The following is a 20,668-nucleotide window of genomic DNA, read 5'->3' on the forward strand; positions in this document are numbered from 1 at the left end:
CTCACCACAGATCGTCAATATCAGCTGCGTTCGAGAGCGAGGGCTACGCCCTGGCCGCCACCGATGCACAGCGTTGCCAGGCCTTTCTTGGCGTCGCGTTTGATCATTTCATGCAGCAGGGTCACCAGCACACGGCAGCCTGAAGCGCCGATGGGGTGGCCGATGGCGATGGCGCCGCCGTTGACGTTGACTTTTTCAGCGTCCCATTCCAGCTCTTTGCCCACGGCTAATGCTTGAGCAGCAAAGGCTTCGTTGGCTTCGATGAGGTCCAGGTCACTCAGTTTCCAGCCGGCTTTGTCCAGGCAACGGCGGGTGGCCGAGACCGGGCCGATGCCCATGATCGCCGGGTCGACGCCGGCGTTGGCGTAGCTGGCAATACGTGCCAGTACCGGCAAGCCCAGTGCCTTGGCCTTGTCGGCACTCATCAGCAGCACGGCGGCGGCGCCGTCATTGAGGCTGGAGGCGTTGCCGGCGGTGACGCTGCCGTCTTTCTTGAATGCGGGTTTGAGTTTGGCCAGGGATTCGGCGCTGGTGCCGGCACGCGGTTGTTCATCCACGGCGAAGGCGACTGGGTCGCCCTTGCGCTGGGGGATCAGGATCGGCGTGATTTCATCCGCGAAGCGCCCGGTTTCGATGGCCGCGCTGGCTTTTTGCTGGGAGGCGGCAGCGAAGGCGTCCTGGGCTTCACGGCTGATGCCGTACTTGTCCACCAGGTTCTCGGCGGTGATGCCCATGTGGTAGTCGTTGAATGCATCCCACAGCCCGTCGCTGATCATGCTGTCGATCATCTTGGCATGGCCCATGCGCAAACCGGTGCGTGCGGCCGGCAATACGTACGGGGCGAGGCTCATGTTCTCCATGCCGCCGGCGATGATAACGTCTGCGTCGCCGCATCGGATGGCCTGGGCGCCGAGGTGCAAGGCCTTGAGGCCCGAGCCGCAGACCTTGTTCAGGGTCATGGCTGGCACAGCGTGGGGCAGGCCGGCGAGGATCGAGGCCTGGCGCGCGGGGTTCTGGCCCGAGCCAGCGGTAAGCACCTGGCCGAGGATCACTTCATCTACCTGTGCCGGGTCCAGGCCGGTCTGCTCCAGCAGGCGGCGGATCACGGCGGCGCCCAGTTCCGGTGCCGGGATGTTGGCCAGTGAACCTTGAAAGCTGCCCACGGCGGTGCGGGTGGCAGCAACAATCACGACGTCTTGCATGGAATCTGTCCTCACTGGAAGTGCATTTCTGGAACGTGGTCCGGGACGATCAGTTTACCGGCGGTCTTGCTCACAATCTCTTCAACGCTGACGCCAGGTGCGCGTTCCTTGAGGACAAAAGCGCCATTTTCGATTTCCAGATATGCCAGGTCCGTCAATACACGCTTGATGCAGTTGGCGCCGGTCAGCGGCAGGCTGCATTGGCTGAGCAACTTGGACTCACCATCCTTGGAAGCATGGGTCATGATCACGATGATGTTTTCCGCGCCGGCCACCAGGTCCATGGCGCCGCCCATGCCTTTGACCAACTTGCCAGGAATCATCCAGGAGGCGATGTTGCCGAGTACGTCGACTTCAAACGCACCGAGCACGGTGAGGTCGACGTGGCCGCCACGAATCATCGCGAAGGACTCGGCGGAGGAGAAGATCGAGGCGCCGACGCGTGCGGTGACGGTCTGCTTGCCGGCGTTGATCATGTCGGCATCGATGGTTTCTTCCGTAGGAAACGGGCCCATGCCAAGCAGGCCGTTTTCCGATTGCAGCATCACTTCCATGCCTTCGGGGATGTAGTTGGCCACCAGGGTCGGAATGCCAATGCCGAGGTTTACGTAGAAACCGTCCTGCATTTCGCGGGCGACGCGTTGAGCCATTTGTTCGCGGGTCAGAGCCATGGTTGTGTTCCTCTTATTCTTAGGGCCGCAGGCGGATTATTTGCGCACGGTGCGCTGTTCGATGCGCTTCTCGAACGTGCCGCAGATGATCCGGTCGACGTAGATGCCAGGGGTGTGGATCTGCGCCGGGTCCAGCTCGCCCGGTTCGACGATTTCCTCGACTTCAACCACGGTGATCTTGCCGGCAGTGGCGGCCAGCGGGTTGAAGTTCTGGGCAGTGTGGCGATAGATGACGTTGCCGAAGTGGTCGGCTTTCCAGCCCTTGACGATGGCGAAGTCGCCGGTGATGGACTCTTCCATCAGGTACGGACGGCCGTTGAATTCGCGGGTCTCCTTGCCTTCGGCCACTGGCGTGCCGACGCCGGTGGCGGTGAAGAAGGCCGGGATGCCGGCGCCGCCTGCGCGCATTTTCTCCGCGAGGGTGCCTTGAGGGGTGAGGACCACTTCGATCTCGCCGCTGAGCAGTTGCTTTTCGAACAGCGCGTTTTCACCTACGTAGGAGGCGATCACTTTACTGATCTGCTTTTGCTCCAGCAGCACGCCCAGGCCGAAACCGTCGACGCCGCAGTTGTTGGAAACCACGGTGAGGTCGCGGGTGCCTTTGCGCTTGATCTCATTGATGAGGTTCTCTGGAATACCGCACAGGCCAAAACCGCCGGAGAGCACGGTCATGCCGTCTTCCAGGCCTGCCAGCGCTTCCTCGTAGGACGCCACGCGTTTATCGAAACCTGCCATATGCACCTCTAGTTATTGTGTGTGGGCCAGCCAATGAACCGAGTGTTGCGCCGACGGATTGATTTGTTAAGTTGTTTTTTAAGGTTGATTGTTTTAGAAAACAGCATAGTCCATTCCCGTTCGGAGCAGCGTCATGACCGTTAAGCAGATGCGTGCGTTTCTCGCCGTGGCCCAAAGCCTGAGTTTTGCCGCTGCGTGCGAGCGCTTGCACCTCTCTCAATCGGCGTTGAGCCTGACCATTAAAGGTTTGGAGGAAGGCTTGGGGGGCCGCTTGTTCAGCCGTAACACCCGCAATGTCGCGCTGACGCCGGAAGGTGAATCCCTGTTGCCCCTGGCGCGCCGGCTGATTGCCGACTGGGACAATGCCGAGGACGAATTGCGCCAACGGTTCACCCTGCAACGCGGACGGGTCACTGTGGCGGCGATGCCATCGTTTGCGGGCAATTTGCTGCCGCCGATCCTGAAGATATTCCGCGCACGTTACCCCCAGGTGAATGTGACGGTGCACGACTTGATCAACGAACAGGTACTGGAAATGGTCCGCGACCGCCAGGTGGAACTGGGCGTAGCGTTTGAGCCGTCGGAAGGCTCGTCACTGGCGTTCACGCCGTTGTACCTGGATCGTTTCATTGCCGTAGTGCCGGGTGATTCACCTCTGGCGCAATGTGCCGAGATCGATTGGGCGACCTTGCTGGAGCAGCCGTTCATCACCTTGCAGCGGCCGTCCACGGTGCGGGTAATGCTGGAAGAACACTTGGGCGCCTTACAGATGAAACTGCCCGTGGCGTTGGAAAGCCATCAATTGGCAACGGTGGGCAAGATGGTTGCCAGTGGCCTGGGCGTCAGTGCCGTGCCTGCATTGTGTGCACGGCAGATGGAAGAGGCAGGTGCCCATTGCATCACCTTGAACAGTCCAGTGATCGAGCGGCCGATTGGTGTGCTCACCAAGCCGGGGCATGAGCTGTCGGCGGCGGCACAAGTGTTGTTTGATATTTTTCGCGACGAAGCCGGCAAAGGACGATTTCCGGCAGTGTTGTAAGAGTGCAATTAAAAAGCCCGCTCGAACTAACGAGCGGGCTTGAATGTTAAATGCTGAGTGATCAGCAGTATCTATCAATCACCTTGACTTGCGACTGGCCTTTAAGGTTCTGCCATTCGGTATTCAATGTATGAAAGACCTGCTCGATAAAGTTGCGATCAGCCGCGGCCTTCTTGCCGACATAACCCTGGCCACGGCGATACACCTTCAGGCGCGCTGCCAGCTCACGGTTATTGCGGTCAAACTCGGCTTCTTCGGTATTGGGCTCCAGGCAGTCAAGTTGCACTTCGCCCGATTTGCCAATCCACAGGATATGGTCGTCGAGTGTGTCTTTCTGCGCTGCGAACATCTCAGCCAATTCGTCGATAGTTGGTTGGTTGTTCAGATTCATGTGTAAGCCCCTTGACCAGTTGGCGATCTATCAGTTGATTCCGTTAAAACTGCTTAGTTGTCTCCGGCGTTGAAAGCCGGGCGTCAGTGACGGTCTGCCGAATACGGGCAGGGTCTTGAACCTGATGCATGTAGTCTTGCTGATGAACTGCTACGCAATGGTTTCATAACGAAGACAAGCAGCGTTTGAGCTCCTTGTACCTATCCCTTTCGAGACGGGTCAGCTTCATCAATCTGCCTTGTGGGCAGTGCACATCCGGAAAAAACAGCTCGGCGGTCAGACGAGCTCTTTCAAAACGCTTGTTACCAACGCTCCCGATCCGGGAGACGTCTCGATAATGCAAGGACAAAAAGGTTACGTCAACGATTATGTAGTGATTATTTTTAGTCACTACATAAATTGCCGTGGGGACGGGGAAATGCGGGAAAACGTGACTTGGGCGTCATTTTCTGGAGCTGACGGTCAAGCCGTAAAGGCGCTTTTGTGGCAAGCGGGCTTGCGGCAGGTCAGGTCAATCGATCGACAAGCAGGGGTAACAACCGCTCGCACGACGCTTGGATCTTCACCTGCAACAACCCATCCCCACGGGTCTTGCCGAGGTTGATGGCGATCACCGGTTTGCCTTGTTCAACCGTGGCTTTGCACAGGCGGAACGCCGAATACGCCATCAGCGATGAACCCACCACCAGCAACCCCTCGGCGTGCTCCACGGCAGCCATCGCCTTGGCTGCGGTGTCCTGAGCGACGTTCTCGCCAAAAAACACCACGTCCGGCTTGAGCCGCTGGCCGCCGCAATGGGGGCAACTCGGAACCAGGAAGCGCTCTTCAAACGCAGGATCAAGCAGGGTATCGCCATCGGGTGCCTGCACCGCGTCGACGCCAGCCAGGTAGGGATTCTGGCCTTCCATCAGTTGCTGGATCACATCGCGCTCGCTGCGTTGCTGGCAATCCAGGCACAGCACCCGATGCAGGCTGCCATGCAGTTCGATCACATCGTGACTGCCTGCTTGATCATGCAGGGTGTCGACGTTTTGGGTGATCAGTCCGCTGATTTGCTGGCGTTGTTGCAGGGTCGCCAGTGCCAGGTGCGCCTTGTTCGGCTCGGCAATACGTACCCTCGGCCACCCCAGCATCGCACGCGCCCAGTAACGGCGGCGGGCTTGTGGGGTGGCGAGGAATTCCTGGTACATCATCGGCGCCTTGCCCCGGCGCACGCCTTCGCTGTCACGGTAATCGGGGATGCCCGACGATGTGCTGATCCCCGCACCGGTCAGCACCAGAAAGCGCCGTTCGGCCATGGCGCGGAGCAGGGTGTCGAGGTGGTCTTCCTGGTGTTGCAGGCTGTCGAGCATGGGGGCTCCCTATTCGCCGCGGATGTATTGCTCCAGTTGTTTGATCAGATCGGCCTGTTCGGCAATGGCTTCTTTTACCAGGTCACCGATGGAGAGCAAGCCGAGCAATTTGCCATCCTCAACCACGGGCAGGTGACGCAGGTGGCTGTCGGTCATGATGTTCATACATTCGTCGACACTTTTGTGGGTATCGACGGTGATCACCGGGGAACTCATCACCTCGTGGACCTTGGTAGTGACCGACGATAGACCCTTGAGCATGATTTTACGTGCGTAATCACGTTCGCTGATGATCCCCACCACCACGTCTTCCTTGACGACCGGCAAGGCCCCGACGTTTTTCTCCGACATCCGCACCAGCGCTTCAAACACGGTGTGGTCCCATCGGATGGTGTGGACGTCCTGGTTCTTCTGGTCCTTGGCTTTGAGCACTTGTGCAACGGTTTTCATGGCGGCCACTCCGGTGTTGTTGTTAGGAAATCAGCAGGTCCCTACAGAATCCTAGACGTCCAACGCGGGAGCAAGGTCCAAAGCGGCGCTAAACCCGTCGAAAAACGTCATTCGCCGGATTTTTTCTGCATTTAGCCTGCATTTGTTGGCTTTTTAGCTCGCTTGGGGCTGGCGGCGGTCTTACGTGGGGCGGCCTTGCGCTTCTTTTTCCACTGCGTGGCGCCTCGACCCGCGGGGCTCGCCGGCCCGGTAATGGTCATGCGCATCCCATTGCAGCGCGCCACTTGCTTGCTCATCCACGCCGCCTGCTTGGCGACGAATTCTTCCAGGCTCATTTCACCGCTTTGCACCATGTCCAGTGCCTGCTCCCAGATGGCAGTGGTGCCAGGGTCGGCAATGGCCCGAGGCACAGCGTCGATCAGGCTGAACGCCGCCGGGGTGGCCGACAGCGCCTTGCCGTTTTTCACCAGGTAACCTCGGTCGAGCAGGCCCTGGATAATCCCGGCGCGGGTGGCTTCGGTGCCGATACCGGTGGTGTCCTTGAGTTTTTGCTTGAGCAGCGGGTCTTCCACCAGCTTGGCGACGTTTTTCATCGCCTTGATCAGGTCGCCTTCGGTAAAGGGTTTGGGCGGCTGGGTCCACAAGTCCTTGAGGTTGACCTTGGCCACGGCATAGTCCTGGCCCTGTACCAACGTCGGCAAGGCTTGTGGTGCGGGGGCTTCACGGCCCTTGGTCGGCGCCAGGGCTTCGGGCAAGGCGCGTTTCCAGCCTGCTTCGATCACCACCTTGCCCACCGCGCGCAAGGCAAAGCCCGCGCAGTCGAAATCCGCCTGCGTGCGATCGTATTCATGGTTGGGCAGAAACTGCGCCAGGTAGCGCGCACGAATCAGCGTGTACACCGCTCTGTGTTTGCCTGTGAGCTGCCCGACGTCCTTGCCGGCGCCCGTTGGAATGATGCCGTGGTGGGCGCTGACCTTGGCGTCGTTCCAGGCCCGCGAGCGGCGTTGGGGATCGATATGGGGCATCAGCTCGTTGACCGCTGCGTCGGCCCGGCCCAGAGCGGCAAGAATCTTCGGCGCATCGCTGTGCTGGCTCACGGGCAGGTAGCCGCAGTCACTGCGTGGGTAGGTGATGACTTTGTGGGTTTCGTAGAGGGATTGGGCGATGTCCAGGGTTTCCTGGGCGCCGAGGCCGAGCTTCTTGGAGCAGACTTCCTGCAATGTGCCGAGATCGAAGGGCAGGGGCGCCACTTCGCGCATACGTTCGGTACGCAGTTTTACCAGGCGTGCGCTGGCGGCGTTGCTCATCGCATCGGCGGCTTCACGGGCCAGCTGAGGATTGAGGCAGCGGCCTTGATCGTCGCAGGCGTCTTCGGCGGCACGCCACTGGGCGGTGAAGGTCATGCGCTCGTGACGCAGGTCCACATCAATGGCCCAATAAGCCACCGGCACGAAATCGGCGATGCTGCGGTCGCGGTCCACCACCAGGCGCAGGGTCGGGGTTTGCACCCGGCCTACCGGCAACACACCTTGATAACCGGATTGACGCCCCAGCAAGGTAAATAGACGACTCATGTTCATGCCGATCAGCCAGTCGGCACGGGAGCGGCCCAGGGCCGAGTGATACAGGCTGAAGGTTTCGGCACCCGGCTTGAGCGCTGCCAGGGCTTTGCGAATGGAAGCGTCGTCCAGCGCCGATAACCACAAACGCTGGATCGGCCCGCGATAACGACAGTGCTCCACCAGCTCGCGGGCGATCATCTCGCCCTCGCGGTCGGCGTCGGTGGCGATCACCAGCTCCTGGGCTTCCCCGAGCAGGCGCTTGACTGCCTTGAACTGGCTGGCGGTCTTGGGCTTGACCCGCATCTTCCATTTTTCCGGGACGATTGGCAGGTCGGCCAGCACCCAGCGCTTGTACTTTTCGTCGTAGGCGTCGGGCGGAGCGGTTTCCAGCAGATGGCCGATGCACCAGGTGACTGTGACCCCATTGCCCAGCCAGCACCCGTCGCCCCGGCGACTGGCGCCAAGCACGGCCGCGATATCCTTGGCCTGGGAGGGTTTTTCACAGAGGTACAGCCGCATGGTCAGCCCATTCGTTTCACAGTTGAATGGAGAGCAGGATGGGCATAAGAAGGGAATTGAGCAACTATTATCTGTATGGATATACAGCTATTTATGTAGGCGCTGGGGAATGAATGTGGAAGGGGGCTTGCTCCCGATAGTGGCATACCAGTCACTGCAACGCTGACTGAACCATCGCTATCGGGGGCAAGCCCCCTCCCACAGGGGATCTTCGGGATCAGTTTTTATCGATATCCACATGCCGCGTTTCTTTGAGGCAGATCATCCCCACGATCAGGCTTACCCCGGTCACGACCACCGGGTACCACAGCCCGTAGAAGATATCCCCGGTGTACACCACCAGCGCAAACGACACGGTCGGCAGGAACCCGCCAAACCAGCCATTACCGATGTGGTAGGGCAAGGACATCGAGGTATAGCGGATGCGCGTCGGGAACAATTCCACCATCAGCGCCGCCAGCGGGCCGTAGCACATGGCCGCGATCAGGATCAGTGCGACGATCAGCACCACCACCATGACCTTGTTGACCTGAGCCACATCCGCCGAAGTCGGATAACCGGCCAGGGTCACGGCGCCGCGCAGGGCCTTTTCGTCAAAACCGTCGATGCGCACCTCGCCCACGCTCACCTGCACCGGGCTGCCGGCGGGTGCGGCGGCGCTGCTATAGGGCAGGCCTTGCTTGACCAGGAAGGTCTTGACCTTGTCGCACGGGCTGTCAAATTTCGCCTTGCCCACCGGGTCGAACTGGAAGGTGCAGGTGGCCGGGTCGGCGAGTACGGTGATGGGGGCTTGAGTGCTGGCCTGGTCCATCGCCGGGTTGGTGTAGTGCGCCAGGCTCTTGAAGATCGGGAAGTACAGCACGGTGGCCAGCAGCAGGCCGAGCATCAGCACCGGCTTGCGGCCGACCTTGTCCGACAGCCAGCCAAAGAAGATAAAGAACGGCGCGCCGATCACCACGCTGATAATCAGCAGCATGTTGGCCAGCGCCGGGTCCATCTTCAGGAACTGCGTGAGGAAAAACAGCACGTAGAACTGCGACGCGTAGAAGGTCACCGCTTGCCCGCCGTTGATGCTGAACAGTGCAATCAGCACCACCTTGAGGTTTTCCCATTTGCCGAACGACTCACGGATCGGCGCCTTGCTGGCCTTGCCTTCCTCTTTCATTTTGAGGAACGCTGGCGACTCGTGCAGGCTCATGCGGATCCAGGTGGAAATGCCCAGCAGCACGATGGAAAACAGGAACGGAATCCGCCAGCCCCACACTTCGAACTGGTCACCGGTGAAGTAACGGCAGGCCAGCACTACCAGCAGCGACAACAGCAGGCCGATGGTCGCGGTGGATTGAATCCAGCTGGTATTGAGGCCACGTTTGCCGGCCGGTGCATGTTCGGCCACATAGGTCGCCGCGCCGCCGTATTCACCGCCCAGCGCCAGGCCTTGCAGCATGCGCAGCACGATCAGGATGATCGGCGCCGCGATGCCGATGCTGGCGTAAGTCGGCAGCAGCCCGACGCAGAAGGTGGCGACGCCCATCAGGATGATGGTGACGAGGAAGGTGTACTTGCGCCCGATCATGTCGCCCAGGCGGCCGAATACCAGCGCGCCAAACGGGCGCACCACAAAGCCGGCCGCGAAGGCCATCAAGGCAAAGATAAACGCCGTGGTGTCGTTGACCCCGGCAAAGAACTGCTTGCTGATCACGGCCGCCAGGGCGCCGTAGAGGAAAAAGTCATACCACTCGAACACCGTCCCCAGGGACGAGGCGAAGATGACCTTTTTTGAGTCGTTGGTGCTGCTGGCGGTGTTGACCGTCGAGCCCAAGGGTTGAGCATGTTCTGACATCGGGTAGCCCTCACAGTGATTATTTATTGTTGTTCCACTGTCGGCGCCAGGTGCGGCGCCGCTATTCAGATTGCATGAACCAGTTCTTTCTCCGGGGCGAGGCTCCTTGTAGGCGGCGAAAGGATCAGCTGCGCGGCTTTCTCCGCGATCATCAGCGTGGGTGAACAAGTGTTGCCGGAGGTGATGCGCGGCATGACCGAGGCATCAGCGATGCGCAGGCCGGGCACGCCATGCACCCGCAGTTGCGCATCGACCACTGCGTCTTTGTCACTGCCCATGCGGCAGGTGCCCACCGGGTGGAAAATCGTCGTGCCGATACGGGCGGCGGCTTCGTGCAGTTCCTCTTCGGTTTGCAGCGAATCACCGGGCAGGTATTCCACCGGTTTGAACTGGCTCAGGGCGGGGGCGGCGACGATGCGTCGAGTCAGGCGAATCGCGTCGGCGGCCACGCGCAAGTCTTGCGGATGGCTGAGGTAGTTGGGCCGGATCAGCGGCGCATCCGCCGGGTTGGCCGAGCGAATATCGATACGGCCACGGCTTTGCGGGCGCAGGTCGCACACCGAGGCGGTGAACGCCGGGAACGCGTGCAACGGTTCGCCGAAGCGCTCCAGGGACAGCGGCTGCACGTGGTATTCAAGGTTGGCCGAAGTCTGTTCCGGGCCGGAGCGGGCAAAGGCGCCGAGCTGACTGGGTGCCATCGACAGCGGGCCGCTGCGGTCGTACAGGTAGCGCAGGCCCATGCCCATCTTGCCCCACACGGTGCCGGCGATCTGGTTCAGGGTGCGGGCGTTTTCCAGCTTGTAGATCAGCCGCAATTGCAGGTGATCCTGCAGGTTGCCGCCCACGCCCGGCAGTTCATGCAACACGTCGATGCCCAAGGGCTTGAGCACGCTGGACGGGCCGATGCCGGAGCGTTGCAGAATGCCCGGCGAGCCCACGGAGCCGGCGCACAGCACGATCTCCTTGCGCGCCTTCCAGCTTATCTGCTGGCCGTTTTGACGCCCGACCACTGCCGAGGCGCGGCCGTTTTCCAGGACCACGCGGTCGACTTCGACTTCAGTCAGCACGGTGAGATTGGGACGTTGGCGAATAGGCTTGAGAAACGCCTTGGCGGCGTTCCAGCGCACGCCGGCCTTCTGGTTGACCTGGAAGTAACCGCAGCCTTCGTTATCGCCCTCGTTAAAGTCATTGATAGTGGCGATGCCACTTTGCGCCGCCGCCTCGCGAAACGCATCCAGGATCGGCCACGACAGGCGCTGCTGCTCGACGCGCCATTCACCGCCGTCGCTGTGGAACTCGGAACCACCGGCAAAGTGGTTTTCGCTTTGTTTGAACAGTGGCAGCACGTCTTTCCAGGCCCAGCCGAGGTTGCCCTCAGCGGCCCAGCCGTCGTAGTCCTGGGCCTGGCCGCGCATGTAGATCATGCCGTTGATGGACGAGCAGCCGCCCAGCACCTTGCCGCGCGGGTAACTCAGGGCACGGCCTTGCAGGCCTTCCTGGGCTTCGGTCTTGAAGCACCAGTCGGTGCGCGGGTTGCCGATGCAGAAGAGGTAGCCGACCGGGATATGGATCCAGGGGTAATTGTCGCGGCCACCGGCTTCGAGCAGCAGCACGCGGTGGGCGGGGTTGGCGGACAGTCGATTGGCCAGCAGGCAGCCTGCGGGGCCGGCGCCTACTACCACGTAATCGTATTCAGCAGCTGCAATGGGCATCTGAGGTCTCGCTTGTTTTTCTTATTGGCTCCATCCTAGTTGTTAGTTTTCGTCTTAAAAATGTTAGTTTTTACCCAGCTGCTGTGCGTTTTTAAACAGCGCTGCCCTGGCTGATGGAATGGAGGCGACATGTTCGACTGGAATGACCTGCGGTTCTTTCTTGAGCTCCAGCGCAGCGGCCGCCTGCTCACCGCTGCGCAGCGCCTGAAAACCACCCACGCCACCGTGGCCCGGCATATCGAGGCCATCGAGAAGAGCCTCGGCACCGCGTTGTTCGTGCAGCATGCCCAAGGCTATGAGCTGACGCCTTCCGGCGAAGCGCTGCTCAAACACGCCGAAGCCATGGAAAACGTCGCACTGCTGGCCGAAGACGAACTCACCCATTGCGCCGCGCCCCTGGGCAAGATTCGCCTTGGCGTGGCTGAAGGGCTGGGGGTGATGTTCCTCGCCAGTCGCATGGGCGGGTTGTTCGACCGTTATCCGGGATTGGAGGTGGAGCTGGTGGCGGTGCCGCGCTTTGTCAGCATCCTCAACCGCGAAGCGGAAATCAGCATCCATCTCGAACGCCCCAGCGTCGATCAACTGGTCACCCGCAAACTCACCGATTACCGCCTGGCGCTCTACGCCAGCCGCGCCTACCTGGACCGCAGCCCACCCATCGAAAAACGCGAAGACCTCGCCGCCCATGCCTGGATCGATTACGTCGACGACCTGCTGTTCAGCCAGGAGCTGAAACTCCTCAGCAGCTTCTGCCGCAATCCCAAAGTGGTGTTTCACAGCACCAGCGTCATCGCCCAGCACCAGGCCGCGCGCTCCGGGTTGGGCATTGCGGTGTTGCCGTGCTTCATGGCCTCGGGCGACCCGGATCTGGTGGCGGTGTTGCCGGGGGAGGGGATCCAGCGCAGCTACTGGATCAGCTCGCGTCGGGAGCTGCACAAGTCAGTACGATTGCGGGTGTTGTGGGATTACGTGGTGGAACTGTGCGCGCGGGAGCAGGGATTGCTGCTCGGCGAACCTTGACTGAAGAAACCGCCCCTCCCACATGGGTGCTCTGGTGTGGGTTCAGTCGCGCAATTCGAATGCAGCACTGCCGAGTCTTTCGCCATTGACCATCACATGCACCACATGCCGACCGGGATAGTGCTTGCGTGTGGTCAGTTCGCGGATGTGTTGCTCGCGGCTGATGCGCTGCTGTTCTCCGGCCCCCAGGGTAAACGCCTTGAGCTTGAATACCTTGCTCGCGCTGTGCCCGGCGCTTTTCACATAGTCGATGGCGTAATCCACCACCAGTTTTTGCGCAGTGACCGCGGTGGATTCCAGGCTGAACGACAGGTTGATCCGTTCCCCCAGCCTGATCACCGCCGGCGTCACGCTCAGGTGATGGAGCTTGACCTCGGCCTTGGCCCCCGCGCCTATGATCGTCAGTGCGCGGGTGTTGCCTTGCTTGATCAGGCTGCGCAGCGCATGGCGGGCGATCCAGGCGGTGTGGGGGGTATCGAGGTTCCAGCCTTCGATCAGGCCAAGCACCCACTCGGGATGGTCCTTGGTGATGTCATTGAGGTGGTTGGCCACGGACTTGCGCACGTAGAGGCTTGGATCGGCCTTGAGGTTGTCGAGGATCGAGGCGCATAACGCTGGGTTGGCCTGCACGTCGGCCAGACGAAACGACCACGGTAAACGCGGTCGCGAACCTTCGCTTGCCAGGCGGCGCACGTGGTCGTTGTCATCCAGCGACCACTGCTGCATCACCGCCAGGGTGCGTGGGAAGTCTTGAAGCAGGAAGTGACGAATGGCGAATTCGGCAGAGCCAAAGGTAGTGAAGTACTTGAGTGCCGCCATGGAGCGCTTGAAGTCCGCCAGGCCGTAGCTCGCCACGTAGTGCGGCAGAAACAGGCTGACAAACCCGCTGTTCAGGCGGGGCGCGAGGGCGTAAAGCAGTTTGAGGCTTTGCGGATAATCCAGCGGGATCAACGCATGCAGGCTTTCGCTGACCCGTGCCACGCGCTGCATCACCGACAGCTCGGCCAAGCCGGCCTTGGCGTGTGCTAGGAAGCCGTTGGCGTCGAACGCCGGGTACACCGCCGTCATTTCCGTGGCGATATGTTGCAGGCGTTCGACGTTGAAGATGTCCTTGAGGGCCGGGGCGCTTGGGTCGGTCATCGGTGATTCCTTAGCGGTTGAGTCAGAGAAACCAGCGGTATTCCCGCGCGTGGATCTCTTGCTGGAAGGCCAGGTGATCCTGGCGCTTGTTCTCGCAGTACACGTCGACAAATTCGGCGCCCAGCTTATCGCGCAGTACCGCTTGATGCTGCATGGCGCGCACAGCGTCGAGCATTTCGACGGGGAAGTCGGTGCCGCTTGCGCGGTCCTCGTTCAACGGTGGGATGGGCTCCTGTTTGGCGTCGAGGCCATGCTCCAGACCGACGAGAATCGCCGCCAGTACCAGATACGGGTTGGCGTCGGCGCTGGCCAGGCGATGTTCGATGCGCAGGTTGCGCGGGTCGGACTCGGGGACGCGCACGCACGCGTCGCGGTCTTCAAAGCCCCAGCAGGCGCGGGTGGCGGCGTTGACCGTACCGCCCAGGCGGCGAAAGGCGTTGTGGTTGGGCGAGAAGATCGGCATGCAGTGGGGCAGCAGTTCCAGGCAACCGGCGACGGCATGGCGCAGCGGCTGCTGTTGATGCGCCGCCAGCAGGTTATTGCCCGCGCCGTCATACAGGCTGACATGTACATGCATGCCGCTGCCGGGAAATTGCAGGTAAGGCTTGGCCATGAAGCTGGCGCGGTAGCCGTGCTTGAGTGCCACGCCGCGGGTGCTGCGGCAGAACAGGGCAGCCCAGTCGGCGGCGCACAGGCCGTCGCCCTGGTGGCCGAAATTGATCTCGAACTGGCCGGGGCCGAGTTCGGCGGTGATCACCGTGATGTCGATGCCCTGGTCCCTGGCGGTCTGGGCCATGTCGTCGAGTACTTCGCTGAAACGCGACAGCCGTTCGATATGCAGGTTGGGCTGGTCGTCGGCGTCATCACTCAGCGGGTCGCGGGCGAATTGCGGCAGGCCGTTGTCGAGTTTTTTGTCGAACAGGTAGAACTCCAGTTCAAACGCCACCACCGGGTGAATGCCCTTGTGGTGCAGGCGCTCCAGCACCTTGGCCAGCACTTCACGCGGCTCGAACTCGATGGGCGCTTCGGTGCCGTCGGAAGTGATCAGCATCTGCCCCAGGGGCTGCGATTCCCAGTTCACCGGCTTGAGCGTGCCCGGCACGAGGCGGCGGTTGGCGTCTGGGTCGCCGTCGTTGAAGCAGTAGTCACCAATCTTGAACAGCCCGCCTTGGGCGCCAAGCAGCACAGCGTTCTGCGGCAGTTTCAACGGGCTGCCGGCGGCGACCTTTTCCAGCATCTCGATCGGGTAGCGCTTGCCGTAGAAATGCCCGGGAAGGTCCAGGGCGATCAGGTCGACGTAGCGCACGTCGGGGTGGTTCTGGCGAAAGGTCCGTACTTCGGCCAGTAACGTGGCGGCATGGCTTTTCACGGGTGCAGCTCCTAGTTGTAAACCCACAACACGCGGGCGGGCAGGGCGGTCAGGTTGGCGTAGCGGCAATGGGCGAAACTGGCCAGGTGGAAACTGTCGCCGGGGCCGAGGGTGACCGAGTCGGCCTGGCCTTCGACCCACAGTGTCAATTCACCTTCGAGCACAAAACCGGCCTGCTCGGCGCGGTCGCTCATGGTCTGTTCACCACTGTTGGCTCCGGGCGCCAACAGGCTGTCGAGTATCGAAAACGCACCCTTCATGCTGGGGGAGACCAGGATGTCGGTGATCCCATTGGCGTAATACACCGTGCGCCGCTCGTTGGGACGGGTGATCCAGTCCACCGCTTTGGGCTTGGGTTGGCTGTAGAAATAAGTGGTGGGCACGTCGAGGGCGTGGCTGATGGCAGTCAGGTCTGCCACGGTCGGGCGCGACAGGCCGCGCTCTACCTGGGACAGGAAGCCTACTGAACGCTCGATCTTTTGCGCGAGTTGGGCGAGGGTCAGCTTCTTATGCTTGCGAAGGTCGTGGACCAGGCTCGCCAGGGCGTCGAGTTCTTCTTGTTGGTTCATGAAATTTATATCGAGAAATTTCATGAAAAATTACAGCATAAATTTCACGCAGGCAATGGGTGGCCGAGATTCAAAGGCAGCCCCCCTCCGGCCACTGGGTTTTTCCAGAGGGATTTCGGTTCGGCTTTTTGGGGCTGCTGCGCAGCCCAGCGGGAGCAAGCTCCCTCGCCACAGGGGGTGACACATTGAGAAATTGAGTCAGGCAGGGTCACCCTGTGCGCCTGCTAGCTTGAATTAATCATTTATCGATTTGAGTGAGCAAAGGATTGCGTCAAAAACCCAACTCTCATTTATTACGGCGTGGCCGTTACTCGGAATCGGGCCGTGCGTATCTGGTAACTGCTGTGGTTTATCAGCGCCGTCCAGTATTCACCAACGTTCAGCTCGGCCGGTTATTGGTTGCGGAACTCAAGCAGGTTCATGATCTGAAACGGGTCAACTCGCTGGCGTGGGTCATCATGCCGGATCATTTCCATTGGCTGTTTGAGTTGCGAGACGCGGCCTTGTCTCAAGTGATGAGGCAAGTGAAGTCATGCAGCACGTTGACCATCAATCGAGCCTGTCGTACCCGAGGCGCCTTTTGGCAAAGCGGTTACCACGACCGTGCGGTCCGTGCCGAAGAAGACTTGATCCGTATCGCCCGCTACATCATTGCCAACCCGTTGCGTGCTGGCTTGGTCGAGCATATTGGCGACTACCCGCTTTGGGATGCCGCCTGGCTTTAAGGTGGTGCACTTGTGGCGAGGGAGCTTGCTCCCGCTGGGCAGCGAAGCGGCCCCAACCCGATCACCGCGTTCGCTCAGGCGGACTGCGGTGGGGCTTTTGGGGCTGCTGCGCAGCCCAGCGGGAGCAAGCGCCCTCGCCACGGGGGCGGTTACTCGCGTAGGTAGCTGTCCACCTGTACGCCGTCGGCATTGAACACATTCACCCGGTTTTCGTCTTTCGCGTCCCAGATGCTGTACGTCGCGTCGTTGCTGTTGGTGGGCAGGCTGTAGGTGGTGTACGAGCCGAGTTTTTTCACCAGGGTGTTGTTTTTGTCGATCAGCACCAGGCCTCTGAAACCGTCCATTTCCGCCGAGGCGAGGTTTTTCTGGAAGGGGTTGAGACGGGTGTACTTCAGGGGCACGCGCAGTTTGCCGGTCAGGTCGAGCGCGCCGTAGCGTTCACCTTTTTTGACCACGGCCATGCCATTGGAGAACGGCTCGACTTCGTCATAGGGCAAGCTGATGGGCAAGGGTTTGCCTTCGGCGTCGATAAAGCGGTATTTCCGGTTTTTGCGGTCTTGCAGCAGTTGCGGCTGGCCCTGGATAAACGCGCCAATGGCCGTGCTGCCTGGTGGATTGAGCTTTTGCAGTTTCAGCGTATAGATGTCGATTTGCCCCCCGTCAGCCGAGGTGGTGTAGAGGTGGTCACCGACGACGTCGATGTTGGAGAAACGCGGCGCCAGCAGTTCCTTGCCGGCCAGGTTCCACACGCCGTAGGAGGAGTCGCCACCGTAGGTCTTCAGCCCAGGCCGGGCAATGAACAGGTCGCCGACTACCTGAACATTGACGTACTTCATCGGCACCACCACTTGCTGCTTCTTCACGTCGTATACGCCGTAGGGCCCGTTCGTTTCGCGTTCGACGATCATCAGCTCATCATTGAGCGGTTTTTCGATGATCTCGAACGGTAACTCCTTCAAGGTGTGCCCGCCGGGCACGAACGCAAAGTACTTGAATTGCAACTGGCTCCAGCCATCTTTCTGCGGTGTCCTGCCCACCTGCATGTTGAATACACCGGGCATGGGGCTGTACTCGATGCGCTCAAAGCGCGGCTTGACCACCCATTGGCCGTTGCTGTCGATAAAGCCGCTTTTTTTCGTGGCATTGTCGTAAGCGATATAGCGAGCCTGGGCCGGCACACTGTTGTGCATCTCCAGCGTCAGGGGTTGCGGTTGGGCGGGGTCCAGCAAGTAGATGACGATGCTCGCCGGGGTGTCTTCGAACTGGTAGGTGGCTTGCACGTTGGTCAGGGCACCGTCGCTGTCCGGCAGGCCTTTGACGAACTGCTCCAGGTGTTCCTGCAGTTCGGCGCTGGTGGTATAGCGGGAGAACTGGTCCTGCATGCGCAGCAGTTCGTCGTAGTAAGCGCGCAGGTTGGCCTTTTGCTCGGCGGTAGGCGAGGAGTTGCTGCTGTTGCCGCCGCTGTAGAGTGTCTTGCCGTCGGCGCTCAAGCCCTCGATCACGTAGGTCTTGTCCTTTGGCGTGGCCAGCAGCAGGGACGCACGCTCGTCAGCCAGGGCGGTCAATTGGTAGACCTCGCCGTTGTCGCCGGTAACTTTCGGATGCTTGGGGTCCAGCACGATCTTTTTGAAGCCAGGGTAGCTTGGGTAGGTGAGGGTGACGCTGACGCGTTCTACCGGCTTATTGACCTTGAGTTCGACCTTGGAGGTGTCCTGTTCTTCGCTGATGTCGGGCCCAGCGTCGGCAAACGCCTGCTGCGTCCCGTCGCGAAAGTACAGGGTGTGTACCGCGTAACGTTCCTCTTCGCGCTGGTCGGGCAGGGCGCCACGCTTGAGCAGCTCGCGGATCGGCTCCACGTCCAGTTTCAGCCCCGAGTGATTGTCGAAAAAGAACTGCTCGAACGTCGGCTTTTTCTGTGCGAGATCTTCCAGCGCGGTTTTCAGCTCGGCAGCGGGGAAGGGTACGAAGGGTTCGTCATAGCGCAGCTGTTTTTTCTCGCCGGGCGACGCGGCAGTGTCGGCTACCGGCGAAATTTCCAGGCGCATGCTTTCGATCATTGCGATCTGGTTGATGCTGTCGCGCGCGTCCATTTCCAGGTAGTTCAGGCGTTTTTTCGCTTGCGCCAGTGTCAGGCTGTGAAGGTCGTCCACCGCGCCTTCATTGAGCTGCTCATCGCTGTATTCGGTGCCGCTGACCAAGCCCGTGATGACGTGCCGGTCAAACAGGTAATAGGCCGCGCCGCCGATGACGGCGACCACCACCAGGGCGCTGGCAAGAAGTTTGGTTCGGGTCAGGGCGGTTTTCATTATTGTCAGACTCGAGAATAGGGCTGGCGCAAGGTTAGCAGGTGAACGGTGGCGGGGAACCTGGAGTGGCATAAGCACAGTGCGCGATACCAGGCGGATTTCATACGGTGAATGATTGCGCGCGCCTGCGGTCGGAACCTGGGTACGCGCCATTCATTGAAGGAGTACCCATGAAGTCCAAAACCCTCGCAGCCTGTGTTTTAGTCGCTGCCAGCCTGTCCACCGTCAGCTTTGTGGCCCAGGCCGGTGATACGCCCCAGGAAACCGTGCAACCTTCCAACATCAATGCCCGTGATTTAAAAGAAGGCGACCGCGCCCCGGATATCCTGATGCGCAAGGAGTCGGCCGTCAGTGACTGGAAAAAGCGCGGCCTCAAGCAACCCGAGGAAGACAGCCAATGGGCGCGGGTAGGCGATAAGTTCGTGCTGCTCAAGACCACCAACGGCACTATTCTGGAGATCACCCCCGTCAAGAAGTGACCCTCCTTTTTGCCTTGTTCTTGCGTTAAGGTAACCGGCCGCAATGGTCGCGTTACCTTCGAAGAATGAGAGCAGGATGCTTGCCACAATAAGAAACTACCCCCGCACCGTGAACCTGCTGCTGGGCGCCACGTTGCTGCTGACGCTGGCCAAGGCCATCACGTTTCCGTACCTGGTGATCTACCTCACCCACCATTTCACTCTCGACATCACTCAAGTTGGCCTCGTCATCGGCAGCTCGCTGATTGTCGGTTCGCTACTGAGTGTGTATGGCGGTTTCCTCGTCGACCGTATCAACAGCTACCGCTTATTGCTCTGGATGAGCCTGCTGTTTGTGCTGGGGTTTGTCGGCACGCTATTGGCGCAGAACATCTGGGCGTTTTATAGCTGCCTGATCCTGATCAACCTGGCCTACGCAGTCATCGACATTGCGGTGAAGGCCGGTTTTGCCAGCCTGCTGCCGGAAGACGCGCGCAGTGAAGTGTTTTCCATCAAGTACACCCTCACCAATATCGGCTACGCGGTCGGGCCGTTTTTCGGGGCGATGGTGGCGAAGCTTGATATCAGCCTGCCGTTCATGTTGTCAGCACTGCTGGGGGCGGGGTTCTTCCTGCTGTATTGGCGCTGGGGCGACCGCAGGTTAACCACGGTGGACGTGGCGCAGAAGCCGGTGTCGTTTCTCGCCGTTGGCCGTGTATTGCTGCAGGACCGTCGGCTGGTGTGTTTCACGATAGGCGGCTTGCTCAGCGCAGTGGTGTTCGGCCAGTTCACGGCCTACCTGTCGCAGTACCTGGTGACCACAACCACGGCTGAATACACCTACACGGTGATCAGCGCCGTGCTCACCACCAACGCGGTGATGGTGATCGCCTTGCAATATGTGATCGGCCGACGCATCTCGCACCGTTACTTGAGCCAATGGCTCATCTTCGGCTTGAGCATGTTCATGCTGGGGTTGATTGGCTTTGCGCTGTCCACCAGCGTGCTTTGGTGGGTGCTGGCAATGGCAGTGTTCACGGTGGGGGAGATTGTGGTGTTTCCGGCCGAGTACATGTTTATCGACCGAATCGCCCCGGACCACCTGCGGGGCATGTACTACGGCGCGCAGAACCTGTCCAACCTCGGCGCTGCACTGGGGCCGGTGTTGTGTGGGCTGGTGCTGGCCAACCTGCCGGCGCACACCATGTTCTACATGCTGGGGGCGTTCATTGTGGCGGGCGGGGTGTTCTATTTCATTGGTTCGTCGTTGAAGGAAAGTCATCCAACGTAAGTTTGCCCATGGTGTTGCTGTGCAGTTCGTAGCGCAGCTCTTCCACCATTTTTTCCACTTCTTGCGGGGTCTGCAGGCGGTTGGTGCTGATCCCGGTCACCACCAGGTCAACCCGACCGGTATCGGCGTCATAGACCTTGAGGGTCAAGGACGCATCCCGGCACAGGGTGAATTCGCAGGTCAGTGGCGACAGGCCTTCTTCGATGCAATTTCGCAGTTGGGCGAGGGTAAACATGCGTGTTCCTTCAAGACGTCCGGTTAGATGCCTTGAAGGTTATTGCGTGCACTGCTGCGCCATAAGTTGAATTCGCACT

The 20,668-nt window shown here is 60.4% G+C and carries 19 protein-coding genes; 5 read left to right on the forward strand and 14 right to left on the reverse strand.

Going from position 1 to position 20,668, the window contains the following annotated elements:
* Positions 1-20: 20 nt before the first annotated feature.
* From DNK50_RS13560 to DNK50_RS13570, 3 genes are read right to left on the reverse strand one after another with little or no spacing between them, the layout of a single operon-like run.
* The gene (locus tag DNK50_RS13560) at positions 21-1,202 is read right to left on the reverse strand and encodes an acetyl-CoA C-acetyltransferase (RefSeq protein WP_099585097.1); all 1,182 of its coding nucleotides are present in this window, start codon (positions 1,200-1,202) and stop codon (positions 21-23) included.
* Positions 1,203-1,213: 11 nt separating this feature from the next.
* A complete protein-coding gene (locus DNK50_RS13565) occupies positions 1,214-1,873 on the reverse strand; it encodes a CoA transferase subunit B (protein WP_099585096.1) in 660 nt (219 codons plus the stop codon).
* Positions 1,874-1,909: 36 nt separating this feature from the next.
* Positions 1,910-2,608: a CoA transferase subunit A gene (locus DNK50_RS13570; protein ID WP_017530493.1), complete on the reverse strand. Its 699-nt coding sequence runs from the start codon at positions 2,606-2,608 to the stop codon at positions 1,910-1,912.
* Positions 2,609-2,741: 133 nt separating this feature from the next.
* On the opposite strand from DNK50_RS13570, the gene DNK50_RS13575 reads away from it, so the two are divergent.
* Complete coding sequence (locus tag DNK50_RS13575; protein ID WP_099585094.1) at positions 2,742-3,647, forward strand: LysR family transcriptional regulator; 906 nt, start codon at positions 2,742-2,744, stop codon at positions 3,645-3,647.
* A 61-nt stretch (positions 3,648-3,708) separates the two neighbouring features.
* On the opposite strand, the gene DNK50_RS13580 is transcribed toward DNK50_RS13575, so the two are convergent.
* The 6 genes from DNK50_RS13580 to DNK50_RS13605 all read right to left on the reverse strand — a co-directional run bounded on the left by DNK50_RS13580 (position 3,709) and on the right by DNK50_RS13605 (position 11,476).
* Positions 3,709-4,038, reverse strand: a complete 330-nt coding sequence (locus DNK50_RS13580; protein WP_032886651.1) for a hypothetical protein — start codon at positions 4,036-4,038, stop codon at positions 3,709-3,711.
* A gap of 506 nt (positions 4,039-4,544) precedes the next feature.
* On the reverse strand, positions 4,545-5,390 hold the full coding sequence (locus tag DNK50_RS13585; RefSeq protein ID WP_099585093.1) for an NAD-dependent protein deacetylase: 846 nt from the start codon (positions 5,388-5,390) through the stop codon (positions 4,545-4,547).
* A 9-nt stretch (positions 5,391-5,399) separates the two neighbouring features.
* A complete protein-coding gene (locus DNK50_RS13590) occupies positions 5,400-5,840 on the reverse strand; it encodes a CBS domain-containing protein (RefSeq protein WP_099585092.1) in 441 nt (146 codons plus the stop codon).
* A gap of 131 nt (positions 5,841-5,971) precedes the next feature.
* The gene (locus tag DNK50_RS13595) at positions 5,972-7,921 is read right to left on the reverse strand and encodes a DNA topoisomerase III (RefSeq protein WP_112194506.1); all 1,950 of its coding nucleotides are present in this window, start codon (positions 7,919-7,921) and stop codon (positions 5,972-5,974) included.
* A 217-nt stretch (positions 7,922-8,138) separates the two neighbouring features.
* Positions 8,139-9,764 (reverse strand): MFS transporter, encoded by a 1,626-nt coding sequence (locus tag DNK50_RS13600; protein ID WP_099585090.1) that lies wholly within the window; start codon positions 9,762-9,764, stop codon positions 8,139-8,141.
* A gap of 65 nt (positions 9,765-9,829) precedes the next feature.
* Positions 9,830-11,476, reverse strand: a complete 1,647-nt coding sequence (locus DNK50_RS13605) for a GMC family oxidoreductase (protein WP_112194508.1) — start codon at positions 11,474-11,476, stop codon at positions 9,830-9,832.
* Between the two features lie 129 nt (positions 11,477-11,605).
* On the opposite strand from DNK50_RS13605, the gene DNK50_RS13610 reads away from it, so the two are divergent.
* Positions 11,606-12,496 carry a LysR family transcriptional regulator gene (locus DNK50_RS13610; RefSeq protein WP_099585088.1) on the forward strand — a complete coding sequence of 297 codons (891 nt, stop codon included), beginning with the start codon at positions 11,606-11,608 and terminating at the stop codon, positions 12,494-12,496.
* A gap of 42 nt (positions 12,497-12,538) precedes the next feature.
* On the opposite strand, the gene DNK50_RS13615 is transcribed toward DNK50_RS13610, so the two are convergent.
* The 3 genes from DNK50_RS13615 to DNK50_RS13625 are packed head-to-tail and all read right to left on the reverse strand — an operon-like array spanning position 12,539 to position 15,574.
* Positions 12,539-13,636, reverse strand: coding sequence for a DNA alkylation repair protein (locus DNK50_RS13615; protein WP_112194510.1), 1,098 nt, complete (start codon positions 13,634-13,636; stop codon positions 12,539-12,541).
* Positions 13,637-13,658: 22 nt separating this feature from the next.
* A complete protein-coding gene (locus DNK50_RS13620) occupies positions 13,659-15,005 on the reverse strand; it encodes a glutamine synthetase family protein (protein WP_112194512.1) in 1,347 nt (448 codons plus the stop codon).
* 11 nt (positions 15,006-15,016) lie between these two features.
* Positions 15,017-15,574, reverse strand: a complete 558-nt coding sequence (locus DNK50_RS13625) for a helix-turn-helix domain-containing protein (RefSeq protein WP_112194514.1) — start codon at positions 15,572-15,574, stop codon at positions 15,017-15,019.
* Between the two features lie 266 nt (positions 15,575-15,840).
* Here DNK50_RS13625 and DNK50_RS13630 point away from each other — a divergent pair, with 266 nt between their 5' ends.
* The gene (locus DNK50_RS13630) at positions 15,841-16,299 is read left to right on the forward strand and encodes a transposase (protein WP_112194516.1); all 459 of its coding nucleotides are present in this window, start codon (positions 15,841-15,843) and stop codon (positions 16,297-16,299) included.
* 149 nt (positions 16,300-16,448) lie between these two features.
* Here the strand turns inward: DNK50_RS13630 and DNK50_RS13635 are convergent, their stop codons facing one another.
* Positions 16,449-18,605 (reverse strand): WG repeat-containing protein, encoded by a 2,157-nt coding sequence (locus DNK50_RS13635; protein WP_112194518.1) that lies wholly within the window; start codon positions 18,603-18,605, stop codon positions 16,449-16,451.
* 170 nt (positions 18,606-18,775) lie between these two features.
* On the opposite strand from DNK50_RS13635, the gene DNK50_RS13640 reads away from it, so the two are divergent.
* Positions 18,776-19,084, forward strand: coding sequence for an RcnB family protein (locus DNK50_RS13640; protein ID WP_099585083.1), 309 nt, complete (start codon positions 18,776-18,778; stop codon positions 19,082-19,084).
* A 76-nt stretch (positions 19,085-19,160) separates the two neighbouring features.
* Positions 19,161-20,354, forward strand: coding sequence for an MFS transporter (locus tag DNK50_RS13645; RefSeq protein WP_099585082.1), 1,194 nt, complete (start codon positions 19,161-19,163; stop codon positions 20,352-20,354).
* Here DNK50_RS13645 and DNK50_RS13650 read toward each other — a convergent pair.
* Positions 20,317-20,589, reverse strand: a complete 273-nt coding sequence (locus tag DNK50_RS13650) for a DUF1652 domain-containing protein (protein WP_099585081.1) — start codon at positions 20,587-20,589, stop codon at positions 20,317-20,319. The two genes, DNK50_RS13645 and DNK50_RS13650, sit on opposite strands and share 38 nt — an antisense overlap.
* Between the last annotated feature and the right edge of the window lie 79 nt (positions 20,590-20,668).

Origin of the sequence: Pseudomonas sp. LG1E9, from assembly GCF_003290225.1 — a bacterium.
In the GTDB taxonomy this organism is placed as follows: Bacteria; Pseudomonadota; Gammaproteobacteria; order Pseudomonadales; family Pseudomonadaceae; genus Aquipseudomonas; species Aquipseudomonas cyclaminis.

What these genes read in the sequence shown, in the direction of transcription:
- DNK50_RS13560 (WP_099585097.1), bottom strand. Translation starts at nt 1,202, where the DNA reads ATGCAAGACGTCGTGATTGTTGCTGCCACCCGCACCGCCGTGGGCAGC.
- DNK50_RS13565 (WP_099585096.1), bottom strand. Translation starts at nt 1,873, where the DNA reads ATGGCTCTGACCCGCGAACAAATGGCTCAACGCGTCGCCCGCGAAATG.
- DNK50_RS13570 (WP_017530493.1), bottom strand. Translation starts at nt 2,608, where the DNA reads ATGGCAGGTTTCGATAAACGCGTGGCGTCCTACGAGGAAGCGCTGGCA.
- DNK50_RS13575 (WP_099585094.1), top strand. Translation starts at nt 2,742, where the DNA reads ATGACCGTTAAGCAGATGCGTGCGTTTCTCGCCGTGGCCCAAAGCCTG.
- DNK50_RS13580 (WP_032886651.1), bottom strand. Translation starts at nt 4,038, where the DNA reads ATGAATCTGAACAACCAACCAACTATCGACGAATTGGCTGAGATGTTC.
- DNK50_RS13585 (WP_099585093.1), bottom strand. Translation starts at nt 5,390, where the DNA reads ATGCTCGACAGCCTGCAACACCAGGAAGACCACCTCGACACCCTGCTC.
- DNK50_RS13590 (WP_099585092.1), bottom strand. Translation starts at nt 5,840, where the DNA reads ATGAAAACCGTTGCACAAGTGCTCAAAGCCAAGGACCAGAAGAACCAG.
- DNK50_RS13595 (WP_112194506.1), bottom strand. Translation starts at nt 7,921, where the DNA reads ATGCGGCTGTACCTCTGTGAAAAACCCTCCCAGGCCAAGGATATCGCG.
- DNK50_RS13600 (WP_099585090.1), bottom strand. Translation starts at nt 9,764, where the DNA reads ATGTCAGAACATGCTCAACCCTTGGGCTCGACGGTCAACACCGCCAGC.
- DNK50_RS13605 (WP_112194508.1), bottom strand. Translation starts at nt 11,476, where the DNA reads ATGCCCATTGCAGCTGCTGAATACGATTACGTGGTAGTAGGCGCCGGC.
- DNK50_RS13610 (WP_099585088.1), top strand. Translation starts at nt 11,606, where the DNA reads ATGTTCGACTGGAATGACCTGCGGTTCTTTCTTGAGCTCCAGCGCAGC.
- DNK50_RS13615 (WP_112194510.1), bottom strand. Translation starts at nt 13,636, where the DNA reads ATGACCGACCCAAGCGCCCCGGCCCTCAAGGACATCTTCAACGTCGAA.
- DNK50_RS13625 (WP_112194514.1), bottom strand. Translation starts at nt 15,574, where the DNA reads ATGAACCAACAAGAAGAACTCGACGCCCTGGCGAGCCTGGTCCACGAC.
- DNK50_RS13635 (WP_112194518.1), bottom strand. Translation starts at nt 18,605, where the DNA reads ATGAAAACCGCCCTGACCCGAACCAAACTTCTTGCCAGCGCCCTGGTG.
- DNK50_RS13640 (WP_099585083.1), top strand. Translation starts at nt 18,776, where the DNA reads ATGAAGTCCAAAACCCTCGCAGCCTGTGTTTTAGTCGCTGCCAGCCTG.
- DNK50_RS13645 (WP_099585082.1), top strand. Translation starts at nt 19,161, where the DNA reads ATGCTTGCCACAATAAGAAACTACCCCCGCACCGTGAACCTGCTGCTG.
- DNK50_RS13650 (WP_099585081.1), bottom strand. Translation starts at nt 20,589, where the DNA reads ATGTTTACCCTCGCCCAACTGCGAAATTGCATCGAAGAAGGCCTGTCG.